At 70.0% G+C, this 19847-nt stretch carries 21 protein-coding genes; 8 read left to right on the top strand and 13 right to left on the bottom strand.

Annotated elements, in window-relative coordinates:
• Window positions 1–237: 237 nt before the first annotated feature.
• Together OG905_RS32795 and OG905_RS32790 are read left to right on the top strand one after the other, a co-directional pair.
• Complete coding sequence (locus OG905_RS32795; protein ID WP_328682735.1) at window positions 238–1143, top strand: 5'-3' exonuclease; 906 nt, start codon at window positions 238–240, stop codon at window positions 1141–1143.
• 49 nt (window positions 1144–1192) lie between these two features.
• Window positions 1193–2035 carry a siderophore-interacting protein gene (locus tag OG905_RS32790; protein WP_328679877.1) on the top strand — a complete coding sequence of 281 codons (843 nt, stop codon included), beginning with the start codon at window positions 1193–1195 and terminating at the stop codon, window positions 2033–2035.
• A 30-nt stretch (window positions 2036–2065) separates the two neighbouring features.
• Here OG905_RS32790 and OG905_RS32785 read toward each other — a convergent pair whose 3' ends face one another.
• Window positions 2066–2833: a MerR family transcriptional regulator gene (locus OG905_RS32785; protein ID WP_328679875.1), complete on the bottom strand. Its 768-nt coding sequence runs from the start codon at window positions 2831–2833 to the stop codon at window positions 2066–2068.
• A 108-nt stretch (window positions 2834–2941) separates the two neighbouring features.
• Between OG905_RS32785 and OG905_RS32780 the strand changes: the two genes are divergently transcribed.
• Both OG905_RS32780 and OG905_RS32775 read left to right on the top strand, forming a co-directional pair.
• The gene (locus tag OG905_RS32780) at window positions 2942–3898 is read left to right on the top strand and encodes a hypothetical protein (RefSeq protein WP_328679873.1); all 957 of its coding nucleotides are present in this window, start codon (window positions 2942–2944) and stop codon (window positions 3896–3898) included.
• On the top strand, window positions 3895–4356 hold the full coding sequence (locus tag OG905_RS32775; protein ID WP_328679870.1) for an ABA4-like family protein: 462 nt from the start codon (window positions 3895–3897) through the stop codon (window positions 4354–4356). Before OG905_RS32780 ends, OG905_RS32775 begins: the two co-directional genes overlap by 4 nt.
• 47 nt (window positions 4357–4403) lie before the next feature.
• Here OG905_RS32775 and OG905_RS32770 read toward each other — a convergent pair whose 3' ends face one another.
• The 3 genes from OG905_RS32770 to OG905_RS32760 all read right to left on the bottom strand — a co-directional run bounded on the left by OG905_RS32770 (window position 4404) and on the right by OG905_RS32760 (window position 7073).
• Window positions 4404–5183, bottom strand: coding sequence for an ABC transporter permease (locus tag OG905_RS32770; RefSeq protein ID WP_328679868.1), 780 nt, complete (start codon window positions 5181–5183; stop codon window positions 4404–4406).
• The gene (locus tag OG905_RS32765; RefSeq protein WP_328679867.1) at window positions 5180–6229 is read right to left on the bottom strand and encodes an ATP-binding cassette domain-containing protein; all 1050 of its coding nucleotides are present in this window, start codon (window positions 6227–6229) and stop codon (window positions 5180–5182) included. Before OG905_RS32765 ends, OG905_RS32770 begins: the two co-directional genes overlap by 4 nt.
• Before the next feature lie 184 nt (window positions 6230–6413).
• Window positions 6414–7073, bottom strand: coding sequence for a PadR family transcriptional regulator (locus OG905_RS32760; RefSeq protein ID WP_328679865.1), 660 nt, complete (start codon window positions 7071–7073; stop codon window positions 6414–6416).
• A 206-nt stretch (window positions 7074–7279) separates the two neighbouring features.
• Between OG905_RS32760 and OG905_RS32755 the strand changes: the two genes are divergently transcribed.
• From OG905_RS32755 to OG905_RS32745, 3 genes are all read left to right on the top strand, one after another.
• Entirely contained in the window at window positions 7280–7864 is a 585-nt protein-coding gene (locus OG905_RS32755; protein ID WP_328679863.1) for a sigma-70 family RNA polymerase sigma factor, read from the top strand.
• Window positions 7861–8610 (top strand): anti-sigma factor, encoded by a 750-nt coding sequence (locus tag OG905_RS32750; RefSeq protein WP_328679861.1) that lies wholly within the window; start codon window positions 7861–7863, stop codon window positions 8608–8610. Before OG905_RS32755 ends, OG905_RS32750 begins: the two co-directional genes overlap by 4 nt.
• A gap of 64 nt (window positions 8611–8674) precedes the next feature.
• Window positions 8675–10045 carry a cryptochrome/photolyase family protein gene (locus tag OG905_RS32745; protein ID WP_328679859.1) on the top strand — a complete coding sequence of 457 codons (1371 nt, stop codon included), beginning with the start codon at window positions 8675–8677 and terminating at the stop codon, window positions 10043–10045.
• 210 nt (window positions 10046–10255) lie between these two features.
• Here OG905_RS32745 and OG905_RS32740 read toward each other — a convergent pair whose 3' ends face one another.
• Together OG905_RS32740 and OG905_RS32735 are read right to left on the bottom strand one after the other, a co-directional pair.
• Window positions 10256–11488: a class I SAM-dependent methyltransferase gene (locus OG905_RS32740; protein ID WP_443044022.1), complete on the bottom strand. Its 1233-nt coding sequence runs from the start codon at window positions 11486–11488 to the stop codon at window positions 10256–10258.
• 220 nt (window positions 11489–11708) lie between these two features.
• A complete protein-coding gene (locus OG905_RS32735) occupies window positions 11709–12344 on the bottom strand; it encodes a TetR/AcrR family transcriptional regulator (protein ID WP_328679858.1) in 636 nt (211 codons plus the stop codon).
• A 197-nt stretch (window positions 12345–12541) separates the two neighbouring features.
• On the opposite strand from OG905_RS32735, the gene OG905_RS32730 reads away from it, so the two are divergent.
• On the top strand, window positions 12542–12940 hold the full coding sequence (locus tag OG905_RS32730; RefSeq protein WP_328679857.1) for a nuclear transport factor 2 family protein: 399 nt from the start codon (window positions 12542–12544) through the stop codon (window positions 12938–12940).
• Window positions 12941–13033: 93 nt separating this feature from the next.
• Here OG905_RS32730 and OG905_RS32725 read toward each other — a convergent pair whose 3' ends face one another.
• From OG905_RS32725 to OG905_RS32695, 7 genes are all read right to left on the bottom strand, one after another.
• Window positions 13034–15862, bottom strand: a complete 2829-nt coding sequence (locus OG905_RS32725; protein WP_328682731.1) for a DEAD/DEAH box helicase — start codon at window positions 15860–15862, stop codon at window positions 13034–13036.
• Window positions 15863–15906: 44 nt separating this feature from the next.
• A complete protein-coding gene (locus OG905_RS32720) occupies window positions 15907–16815 on the bottom strand; it encodes a diacylglycerol kinase (protein WP_328679855.1) in 909 nt (302 codons plus the stop codon).
• Between the two features lie 74 nt (window positions 16816–16889).
• The gene (gene tatC / locus OG905_RS32715; RefSeq protein ID WP_328682729.1) at window positions 16890–17780 is read right to left on the bottom strand and encodes a twin-arginine translocase subunit TatC; all 891 of its coding nucleotides are present in this window, start codon (window positions 17778–17780) and stop codon (window positions 16890–16892) included.
• Between the two features lie 98 nt (window positions 17781–17878).
• The gene (tatA, locus tag OG905_RS32710; RefSeq protein WP_328679853.1) at window positions 17879–18172 is read right to left on the bottom strand and encodes a Sec-independent protein translocase subunit TatA; all 294 of its coding nucleotides are present in this window, start codon (window positions 18170–18172) and stop codon (window positions 17879–17881) included.
• 228 nt (window positions 18173–18400) lie between these two features.
• Entirely contained in the window at window positions 18401–18598 is a 198-nt protein-coding gene (locus OG905_RS32705; RefSeq protein ID WP_328679851.1) for a hypothetical protein, read from the bottom strand.
• A 19-nt stretch (window positions 18599–18617) separates the two neighbouring features.
• Window positions 18618–18872 (bottom strand): hypothetical protein, encoded by a 255-nt coding sequence (locus OG905_RS32700; RefSeq protein ID WP_328679849.1) that lies wholly within the window; start codon window positions 18870–18872, stop codon window positions 18618–18620.
• Between the two features lie 15 nt (window positions 18873–18887).
• Window positions 18888–19844: a helix-turn-helix transcriptional regulator gene (locus tag OG905_RS32695; RefSeq protein ID WP_324972200.1), complete on the bottom strand. Its 957-nt coding sequence runs from the start codon at window positions 19842–19844 to the stop codon at window positions 18888–18890.
• Between the last annotated feature and the right edge of the window lie 3 nt (window positions 19845–19847).

Below are 19847 nucleotides of genomic sequence, written 5' to 3'. Positions count from 1 at the left end.
GGCCCGCTACCGGCGGGGCAGCCCGAAGGGGTGGCCCCGCCACCGGCGAGGACCACCCCTTGTGCGTACTGAAGGCTACTGCGCAGCGATCTCGTCCGCGCTCGAACGCTCCACCACGGCTCGTGAAATCCTCGAGCGCGCAGCCGCGGGCCCTCCAGGACCTCCCCTGCCCGGACAGTTCACTCACGGTGACTGTCAGTGCGGTGCGGCATCATCAGGGTTGTGACGCGACGCCTGATGCTCCTCGACACCGCTTCCCTGTACTTCCGCGCCTACTTCGGCGTCCCCGACTCGGTCCGGGCCCCCGACGGCACCCCGGTCAACGCCGTGCGCGGACTGCTCGACTTCATCGCACGGCTGGTCCAGGACCACCGCCCCGACGACCTGGTGGCCTGCTGGGACAACGACTGGCGGCCGCACTGGCGGGTGGAGCTGATCCCCTCGTACAAGGCGCATCGCGTCGCCGTCGAGACGGAGACGGGACCCGACGCGGAGGAGATCCCCGACACCCTCTCCCCCCAGGTCCCGGTGATCGAGGATGTCCTCGACGCGCTGGGCATCGCCCGTGTCGGAGCCGACGGCTATGAGGCGGACGACATCATCGGCACCCTCACCGGGCGGGCCACCGGACCCGTCGACATCGTCACCGGCGACCGGGACCTCTTCCAGCTGGTGGACGACGCCCGCGGCCGGCGGGTGCTGTATCCGCTGAAGGGGGTGGGGACGCTCCAGGTGACGGACGAGGCGTGGCTGCGCGAGAAGTACGGCGTGGACGGCCCGGGCTATGTCGATCTGGCGCTGCTGCGGGGCGACCCGAGCGACGGGCTCCCGGGTGTGCCCGGGATCGGCGAGAAGACCGCGGCCAAACTCCTGGACACCTTCGGCGATCTGGCCGGGATCATGGCCGCGGTCGACGATCCGCGCGCCAAGCTGACGCCCGCGCAGCGCAAGCGGTTGGACGAGGCCAGAGACTATGTCGCGGTCGCCCCCAAGGTGGTGCGGGTCGCCTCGGACGTGCAGTTGCCCGACTTCGATCCGGCCCTGCCCGCCGAGCCGCGCGATCCGGCGACCCTGGACGAGCTCGCGACCCGCTGGGGATTGGGCGGAGCGCTCCAGCGTCTGCTGTCCACACTTCAGGGCTGAGGTGTTAGCTTAGGCAAGCCTAAGCACACACAAGCCCAGGGAGACCGCCGTGGCAGAACGACCGGCCCGCAAGGCACCCAAGCCGTACGAGGCGCGGGTGGTGCGCACCGAGCGGATCACTCCGCACATGGTGCGCGTCGTCCTGGGCGGTGAGGGGCTGGCCGGTTTCACCCTCGGCGCGTACACCGATCATTACGTCAAGCTGCTGTTCGCGCCCGAGGGCGTGAGCTATCCGGAGCCATTCGACATCGAGCGGATCCGTGAGGAGTTCCCGCGCGAGCAGTGGCCCGCCAACCGCACCTACACGGCCCGGAGCTGGGACCCGGTCCTTGGCGAACTCGCGGTCGACTTCGTGGTGCACGGCGACGAGGGACTCGCCGGTCCCTGGGCGGCGCGGGCGCAGGTGGGCGACATCATGCGCATCACCGGCCCGGGCGGTGGTTACGCCCCGGCGCCGGAGGCCGACTGGCATCTGCTGGTGGGCGACGAGAGCGCCCTGCCCGCGATCGCCGCGGCCGTGGAGCGGATGCCCTCGGGTGCGGTCGTCCACGCCTTCGTCGAGGTCGCGGGCCCGGAGGAGGAGCAGAAGGTCGTCACGCCTGACGGCGTCGTGATCACCTGGCTGCACCGCGGGAACCTCCCGGCGGGCGAGCAGCTGATCGCGGCGGTGAAGACGCTGGACTTCCCCGAGGGCGCCGTCTGCGCGTTCGTCCACGGCGAGGCGGCGTTCGTGAAGGAGCTGCGCCGCCATCTGCGCCTGGACCGGCAGATTCCGCGCGAGCAGCTGTCGATCTCGGGCTACTGGCGGCTCGGTCAGAGCGACGAGGCGTGGCGCGCGGTCAAGCGCGAGTGGAACGAGCAGGTGGAGCGCGAGCAGGAACGCGTGGCCTGACGCCCGCTGCCCCACGGACCCCCGGCTGCGTCAGCCGGGGGTCTTGTCGTTGGCCGAAGTCCCGCGGCCCGCGCGGGCCTTGAGGCCGCCACGGCTCTTGCCGTCCGCCCGGGCCTTGTCGCCGGGGGTCTCGTCGTCCGCCCCCGCCACGTCGTCCGCCCCCGCCTCGTCGTTCTCGTACACGCGGGCCGAGCCGTCGGCCTGGGCGAGCCTGCGCAGCGAGGCGATCAGGCTGTCCCCGAGCACGGTGCCGACGACAGCGCTCTCCACCAGGTCGTCCAGCCCCGCGAGCCGGGCCACATAGGCGAGGTCGGCCCGTGCGATCTGCTCTGCCGCGTCCGCGTACGCGTCCAGGACCTCGGCGAAGGCGCCGTGTCCGGCTCGGTTCAGCGCGGCCAGCGCCATAGCGAGCGCCTCGCCGGCGGGAGAGTCGTCGTCCGTCAGCCAGCCGCGCCGGGCGATCAGGTCCCGGACCTCCTTGCGGGCCGCGTCCAGTGCGGCGTCGGGCTCGACGTCCGCATAGGTCGGGACGATCAGTTCCGTCGCCACGCCCAGCACTTTGTGGACCGATGTGCCGGGCTTGTCCACGGCCGTGAGGACCTCCGCGATGGCCGCTACTTTCAGCCCTCCTACGTCGAGGAGCGCGCGGATCAGCCGAAGCCTGCGCTCGTGCGCTTCGTCGTAGCTCGCCTGATTGGGGCTGGTCAGCTGCCCGGCGGGGAGCAGGCCCTCCCGTATGTAGTACTTGATCGTCGGTACCGGAACACCGGTTCTGCGACTCAACTCGCCAATGCGCACTGCCCGTTCATCCTTCCGCCCTTGCCAACGCCACACACCAGCATAGATAGTTTCACTACCGGATAGCAGATGGTGTCACTATCCATTCCACTCGGGAGGGAGTTCCGCATGCCTTCATGGCGTTCCTGGCACCGGCCGCTCATGATCTTCGCCGCGTCGATGGCCGTACTGACGGTGGTGTCGGGCATCGGCATGATCACCGACGACCGCGTTCTGGTCGGCTCACCGATCTGGTTCAAGCCCTTCAAGTTCTCGATCTCGCTGATGATCTACGCTCCCGCACTGGCCTGGATGCTCTCGATGGCCACCCGCGGCCGACGGGTGGGCTGGTGGGCGGGCACGGTCGTCGCCCTGGCCGGGGCGATCGAGATGGTGATCATCGTCGGTCAGGTGATCCGCGGCAAACGCAGCCACTTCAACTACGCAACCGCCTTCGACACTCTGCTGTTCAACATCATGGGCGCCACCATCATCACTCTCTGGGTGAGCTCGATGGTGATCGCGTTCCTGCTCTTCCGCTCACACCTCGCCGACCGCGCAGCCGCCTGGGCCATGCGGCTCGGCGCGGCCATCGCCCTGGTGGGCGCCGGACTGGGCAACCTGATGACGCGCCCCACCTCCGAGCAGCGGGCGGAAGGCGAGCTCGCCAAGGTCATCGGTTCCCACAACGTCGGCGTTCCGGAGGGCGGCCCCTCCATGCCGATCACGGGCTGGTCGACGACCGGCGGTGATCTGCGCATCCCGCACTTCGTCGGGATGCACGCCCTTCAGCTCATCCCCCTCTTCCTGCTCGCCCTCATCGCTCTGGCGCCGCGCTTCGCCCGGCTGCGTGACGAGCGCGTACGCCTGCGGCTCGTGCTCGTGGCCTGCGGGGCGTACGCCGCCGTGGTCGCCCTGGTCACCTGGCAGGCGCTCCGCGGCCAGGCCCTGATCCACCCGGACGGCTCGACGCTCACCGCCGCGACCGCGATCCTCGTCGCCGCGGCGGCCGGATCACTCCTCGCACTGCGGACAACTTCGCCGTCGCGTACGGCAGACGACACCCACAAGGAGCTCGTGACATGACCGAATTTCTCTTCGACCTGTCCTTCTATCTGGCAAGCCCCATATGGCTGCTGATGATCTTCGCCCCCAACTGGCGCCCCACGGCCAGGATCGCCGCCTCGCCGCTGACGGTCATCCCGATCCTGGCGGTCTACCTGACCATGGCGATTCCCGTCTTCCCCGAACTGTGGGCAGCCGTGAGCAGCCCGTCCCTCGACGGATTCCGGGATCTGGCAGCCCTCGCGAACGGCGCGGGAGCCGTCTGGGCGCAGGTCATCGCATGGGATCTGCTGCTGGGCCAGTGGATGTTCCTCCAGTCGCGCCGGCTGGGGATCCACCCGCTGGTGATGGGCCCGCTGCTGGTGCTGACGATCCTGCTCTCGCCGATCGGGCTGCTGATCTTCCTGGCGCTGCGCGCGGCGAAGGCCCGGTCCGCGACCGGAGTCGAGGACCGGGCCGTACAGCCGTCGTCGTACTAGCCTCGTTTCAGCCCGCGTCCAAGCCTGCGCACTGGCCCGCGTTGTGGCTAGACCGACTTCTGGTACGAGCGCAGAGCGCGCGTCGACAGCCACACCGCGACCACCGCGAGGCCGACGAGCGCTCCCCCGCGACCGAGCACATCAGCCCAGTCCGGCTCGGCGGCAAGCGCCGAACGGCCCGCCACCATCGCCCAGTTGACCGGGTTGAAGTCCGCGATGCGGGCCATCCAGGACGGCATCTGGCTCGGGGCCATGAAGGCGGAGGAGAGGAAGGTCAGCGGCAGCAGCAGGAAGGTGTTGAAGCCGATGATCGACTCCCGCTGGCGGACCAGCATGCCCACCGCGTTCGAGAAGGCGCCGAAGACCGCGCCCAGCAGCACCGAGGCGAGGAGGAGGACAGCGATCCCGACCACGCCGCCGGGGTACTCCGCTCCCCCGGCCAGGCCGAGCAGCACGATGATCACGGACTGCAGGGCGGTAGTGACGCCGTTCTGCACGACATTGGCGTTCATCAGCGCGCTGCGGCTCACGGGCGTGGTCAGGAAGCGGTTGAGCGTGCCGCGCTCGATCTCCTCCAGCGTGCCCATCCCTGCCCACATGCTGGAGTTGAGCGCGCTCATCACCACGATGCCGGGGATCAGGTAGTCGAGATAGGTCGTGGTGCCGAAGCCGCCCAGCTCCACGATCTTCTTGAAGAGATTGCCGAAGAGGAACAGCCAGATCACGGGCTGGATCAGCATCATCACCAGATAGGCGGGCTGGCGGGCGACCGCGACGAGCTGACGCTGAGTCATGTACCAGGTCTGGGCGACTGTGTTGGTGCTCATCGGGTGCCTCCGGAAGCGGCGAGGGCGGCCTCGTCCTGGGTGTCGGCCGCCATCGGCACGGACTCCGCCTGAGACTCGGCTTCGGACTCGGCTTCGGCGAACCGGCGTCCCGCGTACCGCAGATAGACGTCGTCGAGCGAGGGCCGGGCTACTGTCGCCGCGGCGACGGCGGCTCCCGCCCGCTCCAGCGCGCCGAGCAGTACGGGCACGGCGGCGGCGCCGTCGTCGGCGCGGACGCTGACGCGGCGGCCGTCGACGAGGACCTCGTGGATGCCCGGCAGCGGGGCGAGGGCTCCGGTGAGTTGCGTCCGGTCCCCCTCCGTCCGCAGTTCCAGGTGCACGGCGTCGCCGCGCAGTTCGCCCTTGAGTCCCTCGGGGGTGCCCTCGACGACGACCCTGCCGCGGTCGACGATCGCGATCCGCTCGGCCAGCCGGTCGGCCTCCTCCAGATAGTGGGTGGTGAGGACGATGGTCAGGCCGTCGTCACCGGCGAGGCGTGAGATCTCCTCCCACATGGCGGTACGGGATTCGGGGTCGAGGCCCGTCGTCGGCTCGTCCAGAAAGAGCACCTCAGGGCGGTGCACCAGTCCCAGCGCCACGTCCAGGCGCCGCTGCATCCCGCCGGAGTATCCCCTGACCTGGCGCTTCGCGGCGCCGGTGAGGTCGAAGCGGCCGAGCAGCTCATCGACGCGGCGGCCCAGCGCGGCGCCCCCGAGCCCGTACAGCCTGCCCTGGAGCAGAAGGTTCTCACGGCCGGTGGCGACCGGGTCGGCGCCGGACTTCTGGGCGACGACGCCGATCGAGCGGCGCACCCGGTCGGGGTGGCGCAGCACATCGTGGCCCGCCACGACGGCGCTGCCGCTGTCGGGCCTGGCCAGGGTGGTGAGGATCTTGACGGTGGTGGACTTGCCGGCGCCGTTGGGGCCGAGCAGTCCGAAGACGGTGCCGGTCTCGACGGTGAGATCCATGCCGCGCAGGGCGGTGACATCACCGGGGTAGGTCTTGATCAGTTGCCGCGCCTCGACGGCGGGCACAGGGGTACTCATGACGGAGCTCTCCTCGGGGTTCGTCGGCTTCTCGGGTATGCCGGGCCGAACCGCGTGAAGAGCATCGGGCTATCCTGGGTGTGCCGCACCTCGATCGCCCGGTCTGCCTTCTCGGCGGGTCCGGTCCGGGGTTCGAGACCCTGGCGGGAGCTGCTCCAACAGCCTCCGCCGGGGTCTTTTCTGGTTACGTATCCGTGGAGCGGCCCTCGGCTCTCTTCTGAAGTTCCTTGAATTCCGGGGGCAGTTCACCGGTCTCGTGGAAGGTCCGCCACTCCGCGACACCCTGGTAGGTGCCGTGCTCGACCTCCTTGAGGAAGCCGCGGACCCACTCCGCCTCGGCCTCGAGCATGTGGAGCTGGTACTCGTTCTCCACGACGAAGATCCGGGGCAGCGTGCCGTACAGCATCTGCAGCGCGCCACGCGCGGAGGCGATCTGGACGTCCAGGGCGGCGAGCCGGTCCGTGAGCAGCTGGATGACCTCGTCGGGCGGCAGGACGGCCATGAGTGAGAGCGCTGTCTCGAAGAGCGGGTACTCACGGGCGGGCACCGCGAGCAGATCGGACAGCCACTCCGCCATTTCCGCGCGGCCGGCTTCGGTGATGCCGTAGAGCGTGCGCTCGGGCCGGTTGCCCTGGCGCTGCACATCGGTGACCTCGACCAGGCCGTGCTTCTCGAGGTTCTGCACGACGGTGTAGAGGGAGCCGAAGTTGACCTTGACGCTGTTCTCCTTGCCCCGCTGGCGGATCGTCTGCGCGATCTCGTAGGGATGCATGGCCCGCTCGGAGAGCAGCACCATCACCACGAGCGCCAGCGGGTTGCTGAGCCTGCGCCGCTTGGCGGCCATTCCGATCACCTCGCTCCCGAATACTCGTGACCGAACATATCGCGAGACAGACCCCTCGTCAACCACGACATATCGCGAATCTGTGAGGCGTGCGGAGCCGCACGTGCAACCATCTGCGGATCCCTACCAATCCACCGCCCCACGGGCTCCGAATGCCTGGTGAAATCCTGTCCGGACTACATGCCCGCACAGTGGAGGAAAGCCGCGTGAAAGAAGCCGTACATATCGGCGGATCCGCCCCGGCGGGACCCGATCTGCAACAGCTGCTCGGACTGGTCGCCCGCGGGGACCAGCAGGCCTTCTCCCGCCTGTACGACGCTGTTTGCGGTCCGATCTTGGGGCTGGTGCGCGCCGTGTTGCGCGACCCGGCCCAGTCCGAGGAGGTGACCCAGGAAGTGCTGATCGAGGTCTGGCGCAGCGCGGCGCGCTTCCAGCCGTCCCGCGGATCGGCGATGACCTGGATCCTGACGCTCGCGCACCGCAGGGCCGTGGACCGGGTCCGCTCGGCCCAGGCAGCCACCGACCGGGAGCGCAGAGCGGCGCTGCTGGAGCAGACGCCCGCCTACGACGAGGTCACCGAACAGGTCGAGGCCCGGCTTGAGCGCGAGCAGGTACGACGCTGTCTGCGCACCCTCACCGAGCTGCAACGGCAGTCGGTGACGCTCGCGTACTACCGCGGGCTGGCCTACCGCGAAGTGGCCGAACTGCTCGCCGTGCCACTCGGCACGGTCAAGACACGACTGCGCGACGGGCTCATCCGGCTGCGCGACTGCCTGGGGGTGAGCGCATGACCATCGCTGATCTGCACACGCTGACCGGCGCCTATGTGCTGCACGCGCTGGCGCCCGACGAGCGTGCCGAGTTCGAGCGGCATCTGCAGGTGTGTCCTGCCTGCGCCCAGGAAGTGCGTGAACTGGCCGCCACGGTCGGCAAGCTGGGCCTCGCGGTGGCCGTGACGCCGCCGCCCGCGCTGAAGCAGCAGGTGCTGCGCCGGATCGCCGCCGAGCGCCAGGATCCGCCCCGGGTCGTGCGACAGGGCCGCTCCGGCGGTGCCCACCGCAGCCGGACGATGTCGCGCTTCGTACTGGCCGCCTGTCTGGCCGCTGCCGCCGCGTTCGGCGGTGTCTCGTTCTGGCAGCACCAGGAGGCCCAGGACGCGCGCCAGGAGGCGCAGCGCGCACAGCAGCGGGCCGAGGAGCTGGCCTCGGTGCTCGCCGCGCCCGACGCCCGGGTGAGCGGTGCGAAGCTGACGGGCGGTGCGCGCGGCACGGTCGTGGTCTCGCAAAGCAGGAACAAAGTGGCCTTCCTGACCTCGGGGCTGCCCAGGCCGCCGCAGGGCGAGGTCTACCAACTCTGGTTCTCCGACGGGGGGAAGTTCCGCTCGGCCGGTCTGATGGACCCGGTCGTCACCAACAACGCCGTGCTGATGGACGGTCCGTTGGACGCCGCGTCGGGCATGGGGATCACGGTCGAACCGGCCGGCGGCTCTGCTCAGCCGACGACCGATCCGCTGGCCCTGGTGCAGTTCCCGACGTGATGACCGCCCGGGTCCGACGCGTGTCTGCTGCCTGTCCGACGCCCCGTTCGAGGAAGGACACCGCATGAGCGTTGCGGTGATGCTCTTCACCTCCGATCTGCGACTCCACGACCAGCCGGCGCTGAGTGCCGCACTGCGCGAGGCCGACGAGATCGTGCCGTTGTTCGTGCTGGACAGGGGCATACGGAAGGCGGGCTTCGACGCGCCCAACCGGCGGGCGTTTCTGGCCGACTGTCTGCACGCGCTGGACGCCGGGCTGCGGGAGCGCGGCGGCCGGCTGGTGGTTCGTACAGGCGATGTCACCGAGCAGGTCTGCCGGGTGATCACCGAGAGCGGCGCCCGTTCGGTGCATGTCGCGGGCGGCGTCAGCGCGTACGCGCTGCGCAGGGAGGAGCGACTGAGGGAGGGGCTGAGCGCCCTCCGCTGCGCCCTGCACGTCCACGACGGGGTGGTGACCGCGCTGCCGCCGGGGCGGGTGACACCGGACGGCGGCGACCACTTCGCGGTGTTCACGCCGTACTTCCACACGTGGCAGGACACCGCGCCGCGCGAGACGCTGCCCGCTCCGCGCGCCGTGCCGGTTCCCGAACTCGCCGGCCATCCCATGCCCCGGCGCACCGCGGTCGGCGGGGTGTCGCCGGGGCTGGCCCTGGGCGGGGAGACCGAGGCCAGACGGCGGCTGCGGACCTGGCTCGCCGACGAAAGCCACGGCATCGCGGCGTACGACAGGCGGCAGAACGATCTGCCGGGCGATGCCACCTCCCGGCTGTCCCCACACCTCCACTTCGGCACGCTGTCGGCCGCCGAAGTCGTCCAGCGGGCACGCGCCAAGGGCGGCCCCGGCGCGGACGCGTTCGTACGGCAGCTGGCCTGGCGGGACTTCAACCATCAGATACTCGCCGCCCGGCCCGACGCGTCCCACGCCGACTACCGCGGCCGCGACGACCACTGGCGCGGCGACGAGAAGGAGATCGCCGCCTGGAAGGAGGGCCGCACGGGCTGCCCGATCGTGGACGCCGCGATGCGCCAGCTGCTGCACGAGGGCTGGATGCACAACCGGGCGCGGCTGCTGACGGCGAGCTATCTCACCAAGACGCTGTACGTGGACTGGCGCGTCGGCGCCCGCCACTTCCTGGAACTGCTGGTGGACGGGGACATCGCCAACAACCAGCTCAACTGGCAGTGGGCGGCGGGCACCGGGACCGACACCCGCCCCCATCGTGTCCTCAATCCGTCAGCACAGGCGAAGCGCTGCGACCCGAACGGCGACTATGTCCGGCGCTGGGTGCCGGAGCTCGCGGAGCTGGCCGGGCCCGCCGTCCACGAGCCGTGGAAGCTGGACGTGCTCCAGCGGGACCGGCTGGACTACCCGGATCCACTGGTGGACCACGCGGAGGGGCGGGCCCGGTTCGAGCGGGCCCGCAGTCTCGGCTGATCCGCCTAGGGCGTGTTTGAGAAGTCCCTCCCCCAGGGCTTCGCCTGGGAGGTACCCCCACCCCGCGACGCCTGGCACGCGCACTCGCGGTGTTGTCGTCAGTCGCCCAAGTACGTCCAGTACGAGGGCGATCCTCCGCCTTGCGCTCGCACGCACCAGACGCCGCGGGGCCCGCCCTGCGGGCGGACGGCGCTACTTCTCAAACACGCCCTAGTCGGCCAACTCCTCCTTCGTGAGCAGCAGTTGCTGCACATCCAGGGTTCCGGACCGGAAGCCCGCCTCCATGTGGGCGAGGTGGAAGGTCCACATCCGGCAGAAGATCTCGTCGAAGCCGAGGGCGTCGGCATGCGCGGCGTTGTGCGTGAAGCGTTCGCGCCACAGCCGCAGCGTCTCGGCGTAGTGCGGGCCGAAGCTGTCCCGTCCGGCCAGGCTCAGCCCGGTGCGGCGGGTGACGATGTGCTCGATCGCCTCGGCCGACGGCAGCAGCCCGCCGGGAACGATGTACTTCTGGGTCCAGGTGCGGTTGCCGCGCGAGGCGAGCAGCCGGTCGTGCGGCATGGTGCTTGTCTGCAGGGCGACACGTCCGCCGGGCGCGAGCACTCGGTCGAGCGTCAGGAAGTACTGCGCCCAGCACTCCTCGCCGACGGCCTCGATCATCTCCACGCTGACGATGGCGTCGAAACGGCCGAGCACCCTGCCGAAGTCGCGCACGAGGACACTCACCCGGTTCTCGAAGCCCGCGTCACGGATGCGCCGCCGTGCCAGTTCCTGCTGCTCCGACGACTGGGCGACGGTCAGCACCCGCGCGCCGCGCTGCGCCGCCCTGATCGCCAACTCACCCGATCCGGTGCCGAGTTCGAGGAGCTGGGTGCCGCTGCCTACCTGGGCGAGGTCGAGCAGCCGGTCGGTCTTGCGGTGCTGCGCCGCCGCCAGGAGGTACTGCTCGGCCGGGAAGCCGCGAAAGAGCGCGGAGGAGTACGTCAACGTCTCGTCGAGGAAGAGCGCGAGCAGCTCGCCGGAGAGGTACGGGCTCGGGCGACCGTCGGAATGCTGGGCTCCGCGCGTCCGCTGGAGCGGCCTGCGAACGAGGGCGGCCTCGTGCTGGGCGAGCACGGTCAGCACACCGACGAGATCGCGCGCCTCCCACTCACCCGCCATGTACGACTCACCGAGGCCGACAAGGCCGCCGGCGCCGATCCTGCGGAAGAAGGCGTCCGGATCGTGCACCTCCATGAGGGGTCCGCCCCGTCCGACCGGGTCGCCGCCGCCGAAGCGCACTCGTATCGGCAGCGCGCCGAGCGCATGCCGAACACGCCGTCCGGCCGCGGCCGTCCGCAGTCGGGAGGACGGGGGCACGGTTGCCACATCGGGCCAACGGCGTGCGGCGACGGGCGCGGTTGGCCGGGCCTGGGACCAGGATGCCGGGGACAGGGACACGCTCAATTCACACCCTCCTGGGGAGCCGGACTCCACTGGACACGGCGACGGTGGCGCCGTCCTCAGTGGACATTCGGCGCGGGGGCGACCGCGGATTGGTACCGCGGCGGGATCTTTCGGCGAACGCAGCTCCGCCGCGCACCCGGCACGGGGCAAGCCCGAAACCCGCGCCCCGGACGCCTCGGGCCCGCCGAGCCGGGCAAGCCCGGACCCCCGGACCCCCGCCTCAGCCCCGCTCCGCTCCCACTATCCGCAGCGCCGCGTCCGCCATCGCCCCCGCCAGGCCCGACACCGCCCGGCCCGGCCTGCCCCTGTGGATCAGGATGACGCCCTCGATCAGGCCGAACACCAGGTCCGTGCGCAGCGCCCGCTCCATGCGCGAGAGTTCCGAACCCGCCGCCGTCGCCGCCAGCAGCTGCCCGTACGCCGCCTTCAGGTCCGCTCGTACGCCGTGGAAGCGCTGGAAGCGTTCGCTCTGTACCTCCGGCAGCAGGTACAGCGCGCCCAGGTTGTGCGGGCCCTGGCACAGCAGTCCCACGTCGGAGCGGCACAGCTCCCACAGGCGGTCCTCCGCCGGGCGCCCGTCGTCCGCCAGCAGTGCGCGCGCGAGGGTCAGGGACGGCGTGACCGTCGACTCGAGGAGCTCCGCCAGCAGGTCTTCCTTGCCGGTGAAGTAGTGGTACATCGTCGCCTGCCGCATGCCCGCGCTCTCGGCGACCGCCCGCGTCGTCGTCGCCGCGTATCCCCGCGTCGTGAACAACTCCGCGGCGGACAGAAGGAGTTCGTCCCGTGCGGACATCCCGCTGTCCGGCCGCTGCGTCGCGCGCGGCCTGCCGACTCGTCGTCCCGTGGTGGTGCCCATGAAGCCGATCGTCGCACACGCCCGGCACGCCCCCGTCGCCAAGATCACGGCGAGCGTTCCGTAACGGTCCGGCAGTCGCCCGGACCCGCGGAGACAGGCGTACAGAGACAGGTGACAACCCCCTGCGTGGACAGCCCTCCACGCCCGGCGGAACATGGAGCAAAGGGGAAGTTATAGGGATGGAAGGCGTGATTCGTATGGCTGAGCACCCGGACTGTGCCCTGGTACGCCGGGGTTACGCAGCGTTCGGAGCGGGTGACATGGAGACACTCGGCTCTCTGATGACGGCGGACGTCGTCCACCACGTGCCCGGGAACAACATCTTCTCCGGGCATCACAAGGGCCGGGACGCGGTTCTCACGTTGTACCGCCGCCTGGGCGAGGAGACCAACGGCTCCATGCAGGTCGAACTCGAAGCGGTGCTCGCCGACGGGCGCGGGCACGCCATGACACTCCACCTGACCCGGGCCGACCGGCGCGACCGTGGAATCGAGATCCGCGAGGGCCTCTTCTTCACGATCGTCGGCGGCAAGATCACCGACATCGACCAGTGCGCCGAGGACATCGACGAAGAGGACGCGTTCTGGGCAGCCTGACCGGGCGAAGGCCCCGTTTCGCCGCCGGATACGCGCGTCGGCCCCGTTCGGCGCCCGAAAGCGGTGAACGGGGCCGACGTGCCGTCGTCCCGCTCAGCCGACCGAGCTGTACGCCACGACACCTCGCAGCAGGGCATCGACCGCCTTGCGTGCGTTCTTCGCGACCGTGCTGCCCTCGCGCGGCGCCGCGGCCGCGATCTGCCCGAGCACGTCGATGACCTGCTTCGTCCACCGTACGAAGTCACCCGCGGGCATCTCCGCCTCGCGCAGCACCTCGTCCAGCGTCCGGTCCGAGGCCCACTGGTGCGCGGCCCAGGCGAAGCCGAGATCGGGCTCCCGCTGCCCGACACCCTCCGCCTGGTTGATCTTGAACTCTTCCTCCAGCGCGTCGAGCCGGCCCCAGATGTGGACCATCTCGCCGAGCGCGGCCTTCGCCTTGCCCGCCGGGACCTTGGGTGCGACCGCGTCGTCCGACTGACGCGCCTCGTACACCAACGCCGAGACGCACGCCGCCAGTTCGGCCGGGGTGAGCCCCTCCCACACGCCGGCGCGCAGGCACTCGCTCGCCAGCAGATCCAGCTCCCCGTACAGCCGGGCGAGCCGCTTGCCGTGCTCGGTGACCTCGTCGGCGCGCAGATAGTCCAGCTCGGTCAGCAGCGCCACGATCCGGTCGAAGGTGCGGGCGATGGTGTTCGTCCGGCCCTCGATACGGCGCTCCAGCTGGCGGGTGTCACGCTGCAGCCGGTGGTAACGCTCCGCCCAGCGCGCATGGTCCTCGCGCTCGTCGCAGCCGTGGCACGGATGCGCACGCAACTCCGTGCGCAGCCGCGCGATCTCGCGGTCGTCGGCCGCGGCGGCCCGGTGCCTTCGGTGCCGCTCGGGCTCGATGTGCCCGGCCTTCGTCCGCAGCGCGGAGGCCAGGTCGCGGCGCGACTGCGGCGAGCGCGGGTTGAAGGACTTCGGGATCCGCATCCGCTCCAGCGGCTCCACCGGCACCGGGAAGTCCATCGACGCCAGCCGCTTGACCTGCCGTTCGGCCGTCAGCACCAGCGGACGGGGGCCGTCGTGGTGCTCGAATCCGCGGTGGCCGTTGCTCCGTCCCGCCGGGATCCCCGGGTCGAGGACGAGCGCGAGCCCCGCGAACTTGCCCGTGGGGACATGGATGACGTCGCCCGGCTTCAGCTTTTCCAACGACGTGGCAGCCGCGGCCCGACGCTGGGCCGCGCCCTGCTTGGCCAGTTCCGTCTCGCGGTCCTTGAGGTCGCGGCGCAGCCGCGCGTACTCCTCGAAGTCCCCCAGGTGGCAGGTCATTCCCTCGCGGTAGCCCTCAAGTCCCTCTTCGTTCTTCTGCACCTGGCGGGAGATGCCGACGACGGACTTGTCCGCCTGGAACTGCGCGAACGACGTCTCGAGCAGCTCGCGCGAGCGGTGCCGCCCGAACTGCTGCACAAGATTGACGGCCATGTTGTACGAGGGCTTGAAGCTGGAGCGCAGGGGGTAGGTGCGCGTGCCCGCGAGTCCGGCGAGACCTACGGGATCCATGCCCCGCTGCCACAGCACGACCGCATGGCCCTCGACGTCGATGCCCCGCCGCCCGGCCCGTCCGGTGAGCTGGGTGTACTCACCGGGGGTGATGTCGGCGTGCTGCTCGCCGTTCCACTTGACGAGCTTCTCCAACACCACTGAGCGGGCGGGCATGTTGATGCCGAGCGCCAGGGTCTCGGTGGCGAAGACGGCCTTCACCAGACCACGGACGAACAGCTCTTCGACAACCTCCTTGAAGGTCGGCAGCATGCCCGCGTGGTGCGCGGCGATGCCCCGCTCAAGTCCTTCCAACCACTCGTAATAGCCAAGGACATGAAGGTCCTCGGACGGAATGGCGGAGGTCCGCTCCTCGACGATTTCGCGCACCCTCGCACGCGCCGCGTCGTTGTTCAGCCGCAGTCCCGCGTACATGCACTGCTGTACGGCGGCCTCGCACGCGGCGCGGCTGAAGATGAAGGTGATCGCGGGCAGCAGCCCTTCCGCGTCCAGCCGCTCGATGACCTCCGGCCGTCCCGGTGTCCAGATCCGGGTGCGCTGGCGCCGCTCGCGCTCCCGGTCCGCCTCGCGCACCATCTTTCCGCGGCGGCGGTCCTTGGGGTTGTACGTGCGCTGGTTCTCCATCCGTGCCAGACGGGCGAGTTCGGGATTGACCTCGCGCCTGCCGGGGCCGCGGCCGCCGTGGTCGGTCTCCTCCTCGAAGAGGTCGTACATCCGGCGGCCGGCCATGACGTGCTGCCACAGCGGCACGGGCCGCTCCTCGGAGACGATGACGTCGGTGTCGCCGCGGACGGTGTCGAGCCAGTCGCCGAACTCCTCGGCATTGGACACGGTCGCCGACAGGGACACCAGAGTCACCGACTCGGGGAGGTGAATGATCACTTCCTCCCACACGGCCCCGCGGAAGCGGTCGGAGAGGTAGTGCACCTCGTCCATGACCACATAGCCGAGTCCGAGCAGCGACTGCGAGCCCGCGTACAGCATGTTGCGCAGCACCTCGGTGGTCATCACGACCACGGGCGCTTCGGAGTTGACGCTGTTGTCGCCGGTGAGCAGGCCGACCTTCTCCGGGCCGTAACGCCTGGCCAGGTCGGTGTACTTCTGGTTGGAAAGGGCCTTGATGGGCGTGGTGTAGAAGCACTTGCGGCCCTGCTGAAGGGCCAGATGGACGGCGAATTCGCCGACGATGGTCTTGCCCGAGCCGGTGGGCGCGGCGACCAGCACGCCCTTACCCGCCTCCAGGCTCTGACAGGCTTCGATCTGGAAGGGGTCCAGCTCGAATTCGTACATCGCGCGGAAGGGGGCCAGCGCAGTGGCCTCCTCAACAGCGCGGATGCGGGCGGCGGCGTAGCGCTCGGCGGGAGAGAGGTCCTCGGTCATCTTGCTCACGAGCCTACCCGCCACCACTGACAGTCAGGCGATCTTTAATTGACCGGGGCAAGCACCGGCGAGAGCACTCGTACCGCACCGGGCACGCACTGGGCGGTCAGCGGCAGCGCGCCCAGTGGCTCACCGTCGGCGTATCCCGTGACCCCGTCGGCCTGGAGCGTGATCGTCCGGACGCGGTGGGTGCTCACCTTGGGGTGGCTGAGGTGCGTTCCCCTGTAGACCTTCGGGAACACCCTGAGCAGGGTCGTACGCGTACAGTCCCCGACCACCGTCACATCGAAGAGTCCGTCGTCCGTGCGGGCGCCGGAGCAGATCCGCATGCCGCCGCCGTACGAGGATCCGTTGCCCACGGCGACCAGGGTGGCCTCGATCTCCCGGACCTCTCCGCCGTCGAGAGTGATCCGGTACGGGATGGGCTTGAAGGCCGCCAACTCGGCGATCATCGCCAGGTCGTACCTGAAGCGCCCGCCGGGCCACCGCATCCTGTTTCCCCGGTCGTTGACCCGGGAGTCGAAGCCGGAGGCGAGGACGGTCCCGAACCACCGCTCCCCCACGCGGCCCAGATCCACGTCCCTTATCCGATTGCCCTTGAGCGCCTCGGCGGCCAGTTTCCCTGCGGCCGCCGGGTCGCGTACGGGCAGCCCGAGCGTGTGGGCGAAGTCATTGCCGGTCCCGACGGCCACCACGCCCAGCGGAGTCCTGGTCCCGGCGAGGGCCTGCAGGGCGAGCGACATCATCCCGTCACCGCCGACGGCGACAACGGCTCCGGTCCCGCCGGCGACGGCTTCGCGGACCCGCCGCAGGGCGTCGTCGGCGTCCTCGCCCAGGACGGTGCGTACGCAGAACCCGGCATCGCGCAGGGCACGGGCGGCGGGCTGGGCGGCATGAGCGCCGCGTCCGCGGCCCGCCGTGGGATTGACGAAGAGGGTGATCTCGCTGGTCACCCGCGCGAGGGTACTCCACGGCCCATGGACAAGGCCGGATGGATTCCCATCCGGCCCCTCGCGCAGTCCGCGTCTCAGGTGATGTCGTCGTAACCGTTGAGCCGCTCCGAGCGGCTGCCGTCCGCCTGCTCGGGCAGGACACGGCTGGCCGGTACGGACTCGATCTCGCCGATGTCCCCGGGGGTGAGGTCGAGGTCGGACGCCTCGTCGTCGTCGAGTTCGGCGTCGGGGTTGTTCCGAGCGCGCCGCTTGTCGTTGAGGATCGAGAAACCGACCGCCATGAAGTAGAGCACGATGATCGGCCCGGCGAGCGCGACCATGCCCAGCGGGTCGGTCGACGGCGTGGCGACGGCTCCGAAGACGAAGATCCCCATGACCACGCCCCGCCACCAGCCGGCCATCCGGCGTCCAGTGACGACGCCGGCCGCGTTGAGCATGATCAGCAGGAGCGGCAGCTCGAAGGAGAAGCCGAAGATCAGCACCATCCGGACGGCGAAGTCCAGGATCTTGTCGACCTCGAGGAAGTTCGCTGCAGTGTCCGGAGTGATGCTCAGCAGCACCTTCATGCTGACCGGCATGACCACGAAGGCGAGATAGGCACCGGCCGCGAAGAGCGGAACGGCCGCGGCGGCGAAGTAGTACGTGTACTTCTTCTCGTTCCTGTGCAGACCCGGGGCCACGAAGGCCCACAGCTGGTAGAGCCAGACCGGGCAGGACGCGATGATGCCCGCCATCATGACCACCTTCACCGTGGTGGTGAACGGCGACAGCAGGTCGGTGTACACGATCGTGGCGCACTTGCCGCCGGTCTCGAGCACGCCCTTTTCACAGGCGGTGACCGGCGAGGCCAGGAGATGCATCAGCTCCTGGCTGTAGAACGCAGCCACGACAGACGCGATCGTGACCGCAAGCATCGCCTTCGCAAGCCGGTTGCGGAGCTCACGCAGATGGTCCGCGAGCGGCATCCGCCCCTCGGGGTCCTTCTCCTTCTGTTTAGAGCGGGCAGGCTTGAGCAACCCACGTCCTCATCTCGTGCGGCAGGCCGCTGTGGGCGGCCTTGGGGTCAGCGCTGGGGGGTGGTGTCGGTCGGCTCGTTCACCGGGCGAGCGCTCGTCACATCGCCGGGGGACGCCTGGATAGTCCGAGGAGCGGCCTGACCCTGGGCCGGGTCCTGCGGCGGGTCGGCAGGAGTGGCAGCCGGCTGCCCCTCGGACTTCATGGCCTTGGCCTCGCTCTTGAGGATCCGGGCCGACTTGCCCAGCGAGCGGGCCATCTCGGGAAGCTTCTTGGCTCCGAAGAGCAAGACCACGACGACGAGAATGAGAATGATCTCGGTGGGGCCGATCTGTCGGAACATAACTGGTGTCTACCTTCTCACCGAGGCGGCATGGGGCTGAGCTGCTGATCGCGGTGGACTGCTGTCCGCGCCGCGACTGGCTGCGATCGTAACTCTCACGGGTAAACGCAGGGCAATCCCTCTGCGTACACCCGTTTGCGGCCGGCGCCTCATTGCCTGTTGCCGCCATCTATCAGCCTACCGCCCGGGTCACCCCCGCATCAGGGTGCACCCGTCCCAGCAGTGCTTCTAGCGCAGGGCCTCGCCGGTACGGGCAAGATCGGTCGCCGCGTGTTCCAGATCCTCCGCCGCGCGGTTGATCCGCTCGGTGGTGCGTGCCACCTCACGGCCCAGGCGCTGGGCCTCGACGAAGACCCGGATACCGAGGATGCCGAGCACGGCGATCCCGAGGAAACCGAAGGCGATGGCGAGCATGGGCCAGAACATGCGCAGAGCCTAGACCGTTCTAGACGGTGGAGTGCAGGCGCAGCGTCCGCACTCCACCCCCGGTGAGGAGTTCGATGATGCGCTCACCGGCCGGCTTGCGGACGGCGGCCTCGCACTCGGGACAGGTGAAGGAGTAGAAGGTGGTGCGACGGCTTGCGCCGATGGCCAGTCGCAGCGCCCCCGCCGACAACTCCAAGCGAGCCCGGCACTCGGGGCACGCGGCCTTGAAGAGAACCGGGCCCACCTGGGCAGGGATGGAAGACATCAGAGACATCCGGCGCAGATCTCCTTATTCCTGACCGTCATAGGCCTCGAGGGCTTCGCGCGCCGCGAGCCGGGCGCTGTCCGCCAGGTCCTGCGGCGAGACGATCCGCCCGTCCTGTCCCAGCCGCAGGGCGAGCCGTCGCAGCGAGGCGGGAGCAGGCGTACGCAGCGTGATGCGCAGCCCTCCGTCGGGCAGCTCCTCCGCGCTGTCGTGCGGGTAGTACTCCGCGACCCAGCGCCCGCCCGGACCGACCTCGACCACGACCTCGGGATCGTCGGCGGACGGCTGGACCAGCCCCTCCGAAAGATCACGCAGTTCGATCTCGGGCGGCGCGGCGGGGGCGTCGAGCAGCCTGATCTCGGCCACCCGGTCGAGACGGAAGGTCCGGCGCGCCTCGGAGAGCCGGCACCAAGCCTCCATATACGTGTGTCCGACGGCGAAGAGCCTGATCGGGTCGACCTCGCGCTCGGTGAGTTCGTCGCGCGCGGGCGAGTAGTACTTGAGCCACAGCCGGCGCCGTTCCGAGATCGCCCGGTCGACCTCGGCGAAGACGCCGCCCTCGGACTCGAAGGTGACCGACAGCCGGGAGCTGGCCCCGGCCACCTCGCCGGCGGCGGTCTCCAGCTTCGCGGTGGCGCGCAGCAGCGCCTGCCGGTCGCTCTCGCGCAGGCCCGGCAGCGTGGCCACGGCGCGCGCGGCGACCAGCAGCGCGGTCGCCTCGTCGGCCGCGAGCCGCAGCGGCTCGGCGACATCGTCGGGGTTGTGCCACCAGATGCGGTCACCGTCCGTGTCGATGTCGAGCAGATCGCCACCGCGGAAGCTCGTCCCGCACATCGGCAGGACGTCGAGGTCGGAGATCAGCTCGTCCTCGGTGATGCCGAAGGCGCGGGCGACATCACCGACGCGCGCGCCGGGGCGCTCGCGCAGATAGGTCACCAGCGAGAGCATCCGCCGGGTCTGGTCGATGGCATTGGCGGCCATGGT

Origin of the sequence: Streptomyces sp. NBC_00322, from assembly GCF_036147535.1 — a bacterium.
GTDB lineage: Bacteria > Actinomycetota > Actinomycetes > Streptomycetales > Streptomycetaceae > Streptomyces.
The sequence above is the reverse complement of the archived record's forward strand: the minus strand, read 5'-3'. Positions and strand labels throughout refer to the sequence as shown.

Bases quoted from the DNA above. Each gene is read 5' to 3' on its own strand.
- OG905_RS32795 (WP_328682735.1), top strand. From the start codon at position 238: ATGCTCCTCGACACCGCTTCCCTGTACTTCCGCGCCTACTTCGGCGTC.
- OG905_RS32705 (WP_328679851.1), bottom strand. From the start codon at position 18,598: ATGTTCTGGCCCATGCTCGCCATCGCCTTCGGTTTCCTCGGGATCGCC.
- tatC (WP_328682729.1), bottom strand. From the start codon at position 17,780: ATGCCGCTCGCGGACCATCTGCGTGAGCTCCGCAACCGGCTTGCGAAG.
- OG905_RS32735 (WP_328679858.1), bottom strand. From the start codon at position 12,344: ATGGGCACCACCACGGGACGACGAGTCGGCAGGCCGCGCGCGACGCAG.
- OG905_RS32725 (WP_328682731.1), bottom strand. From the start codon at position 15,862: ATGACCGAGGACCTCTCTCCCGCCGAGCGCTACGCCGCCGCCCGCATC.
- OG905_RS32730 (WP_328679857.1), top strand. From the start codon at position 12,542: ATGGCTGAGCACCCGGACTGTGCCCTGGTACGCCGGGGTTACGCAGCG.
- OG905_RS32770 (WP_328679868.1), bottom strand. From the start codon at position 5,183: ATGAGCACCAACACAGTCGCCCAGACCTGGTACATGACTCAGCGTCAG.
- OG905_RS32745 (WP_328679859.1), top strand. From the start codon at position 8,675: ATGAGCGTTGCGGTGATGCTCTTCACCTCCGATCTGCGACTCCACGAC.
- OG905_RS32780 (WP_328679873.1), top strand. From the start codon at position 2,942: ATGCCTTCATGGCGTTCCTGGCACCGGCCGCTCATGATCTTCGCCGCG.
- OG905_RS32700 (WP_328679849.1), bottom strand. From the start codon at position 18,872: ATGTCTCTGATGTCTTCCATCCCTGCCCAGGTGGGCCCGGTTCTCTTC.
- OG905_RS32695 (WP_324972200.1), bottom strand. From the start codon at position 19,844: ATGGCCGCCAATGCCATCGACCAGACCCGGCGGATGCTCTCGCTGGTG.
- OG905_RS32775 (WP_328679870.1), top strand. From the start codon at position 3,895: ATGACCGAATTTCTCTTCGACCTGTCCTTCTATCTGGCAAGCCCCATA.
- OG905_RS32765 (WP_328679867.1), bottom strand. From the start codon at position 6,229: ATGAGTACCCCTGTGCCCGCCGTCGAGGCGCGGCAACTGATCAAGACC.
- OG905_RS32760 (WP_328679865.1), bottom strand. From the start codon at position 7,073: ATGGCCGCCAAGCGGCGCAGGCTCAGCAACCCGCTGGCGCTCGTGGTG.
- OG905_RS32750 (WP_328679861.1), top strand. From the start codon at position 7,861: ATGACCATCGCTGATCTGCACACGCTGACCGGCGCCTATGTGCTGCAC.
- tatA (WP_328679853.1), bottom strand. From the start codon at position 18,172: ATGTTCCGACAGATCGGCCCCACCGAGATCATTCTCATTCTCGTCGTC.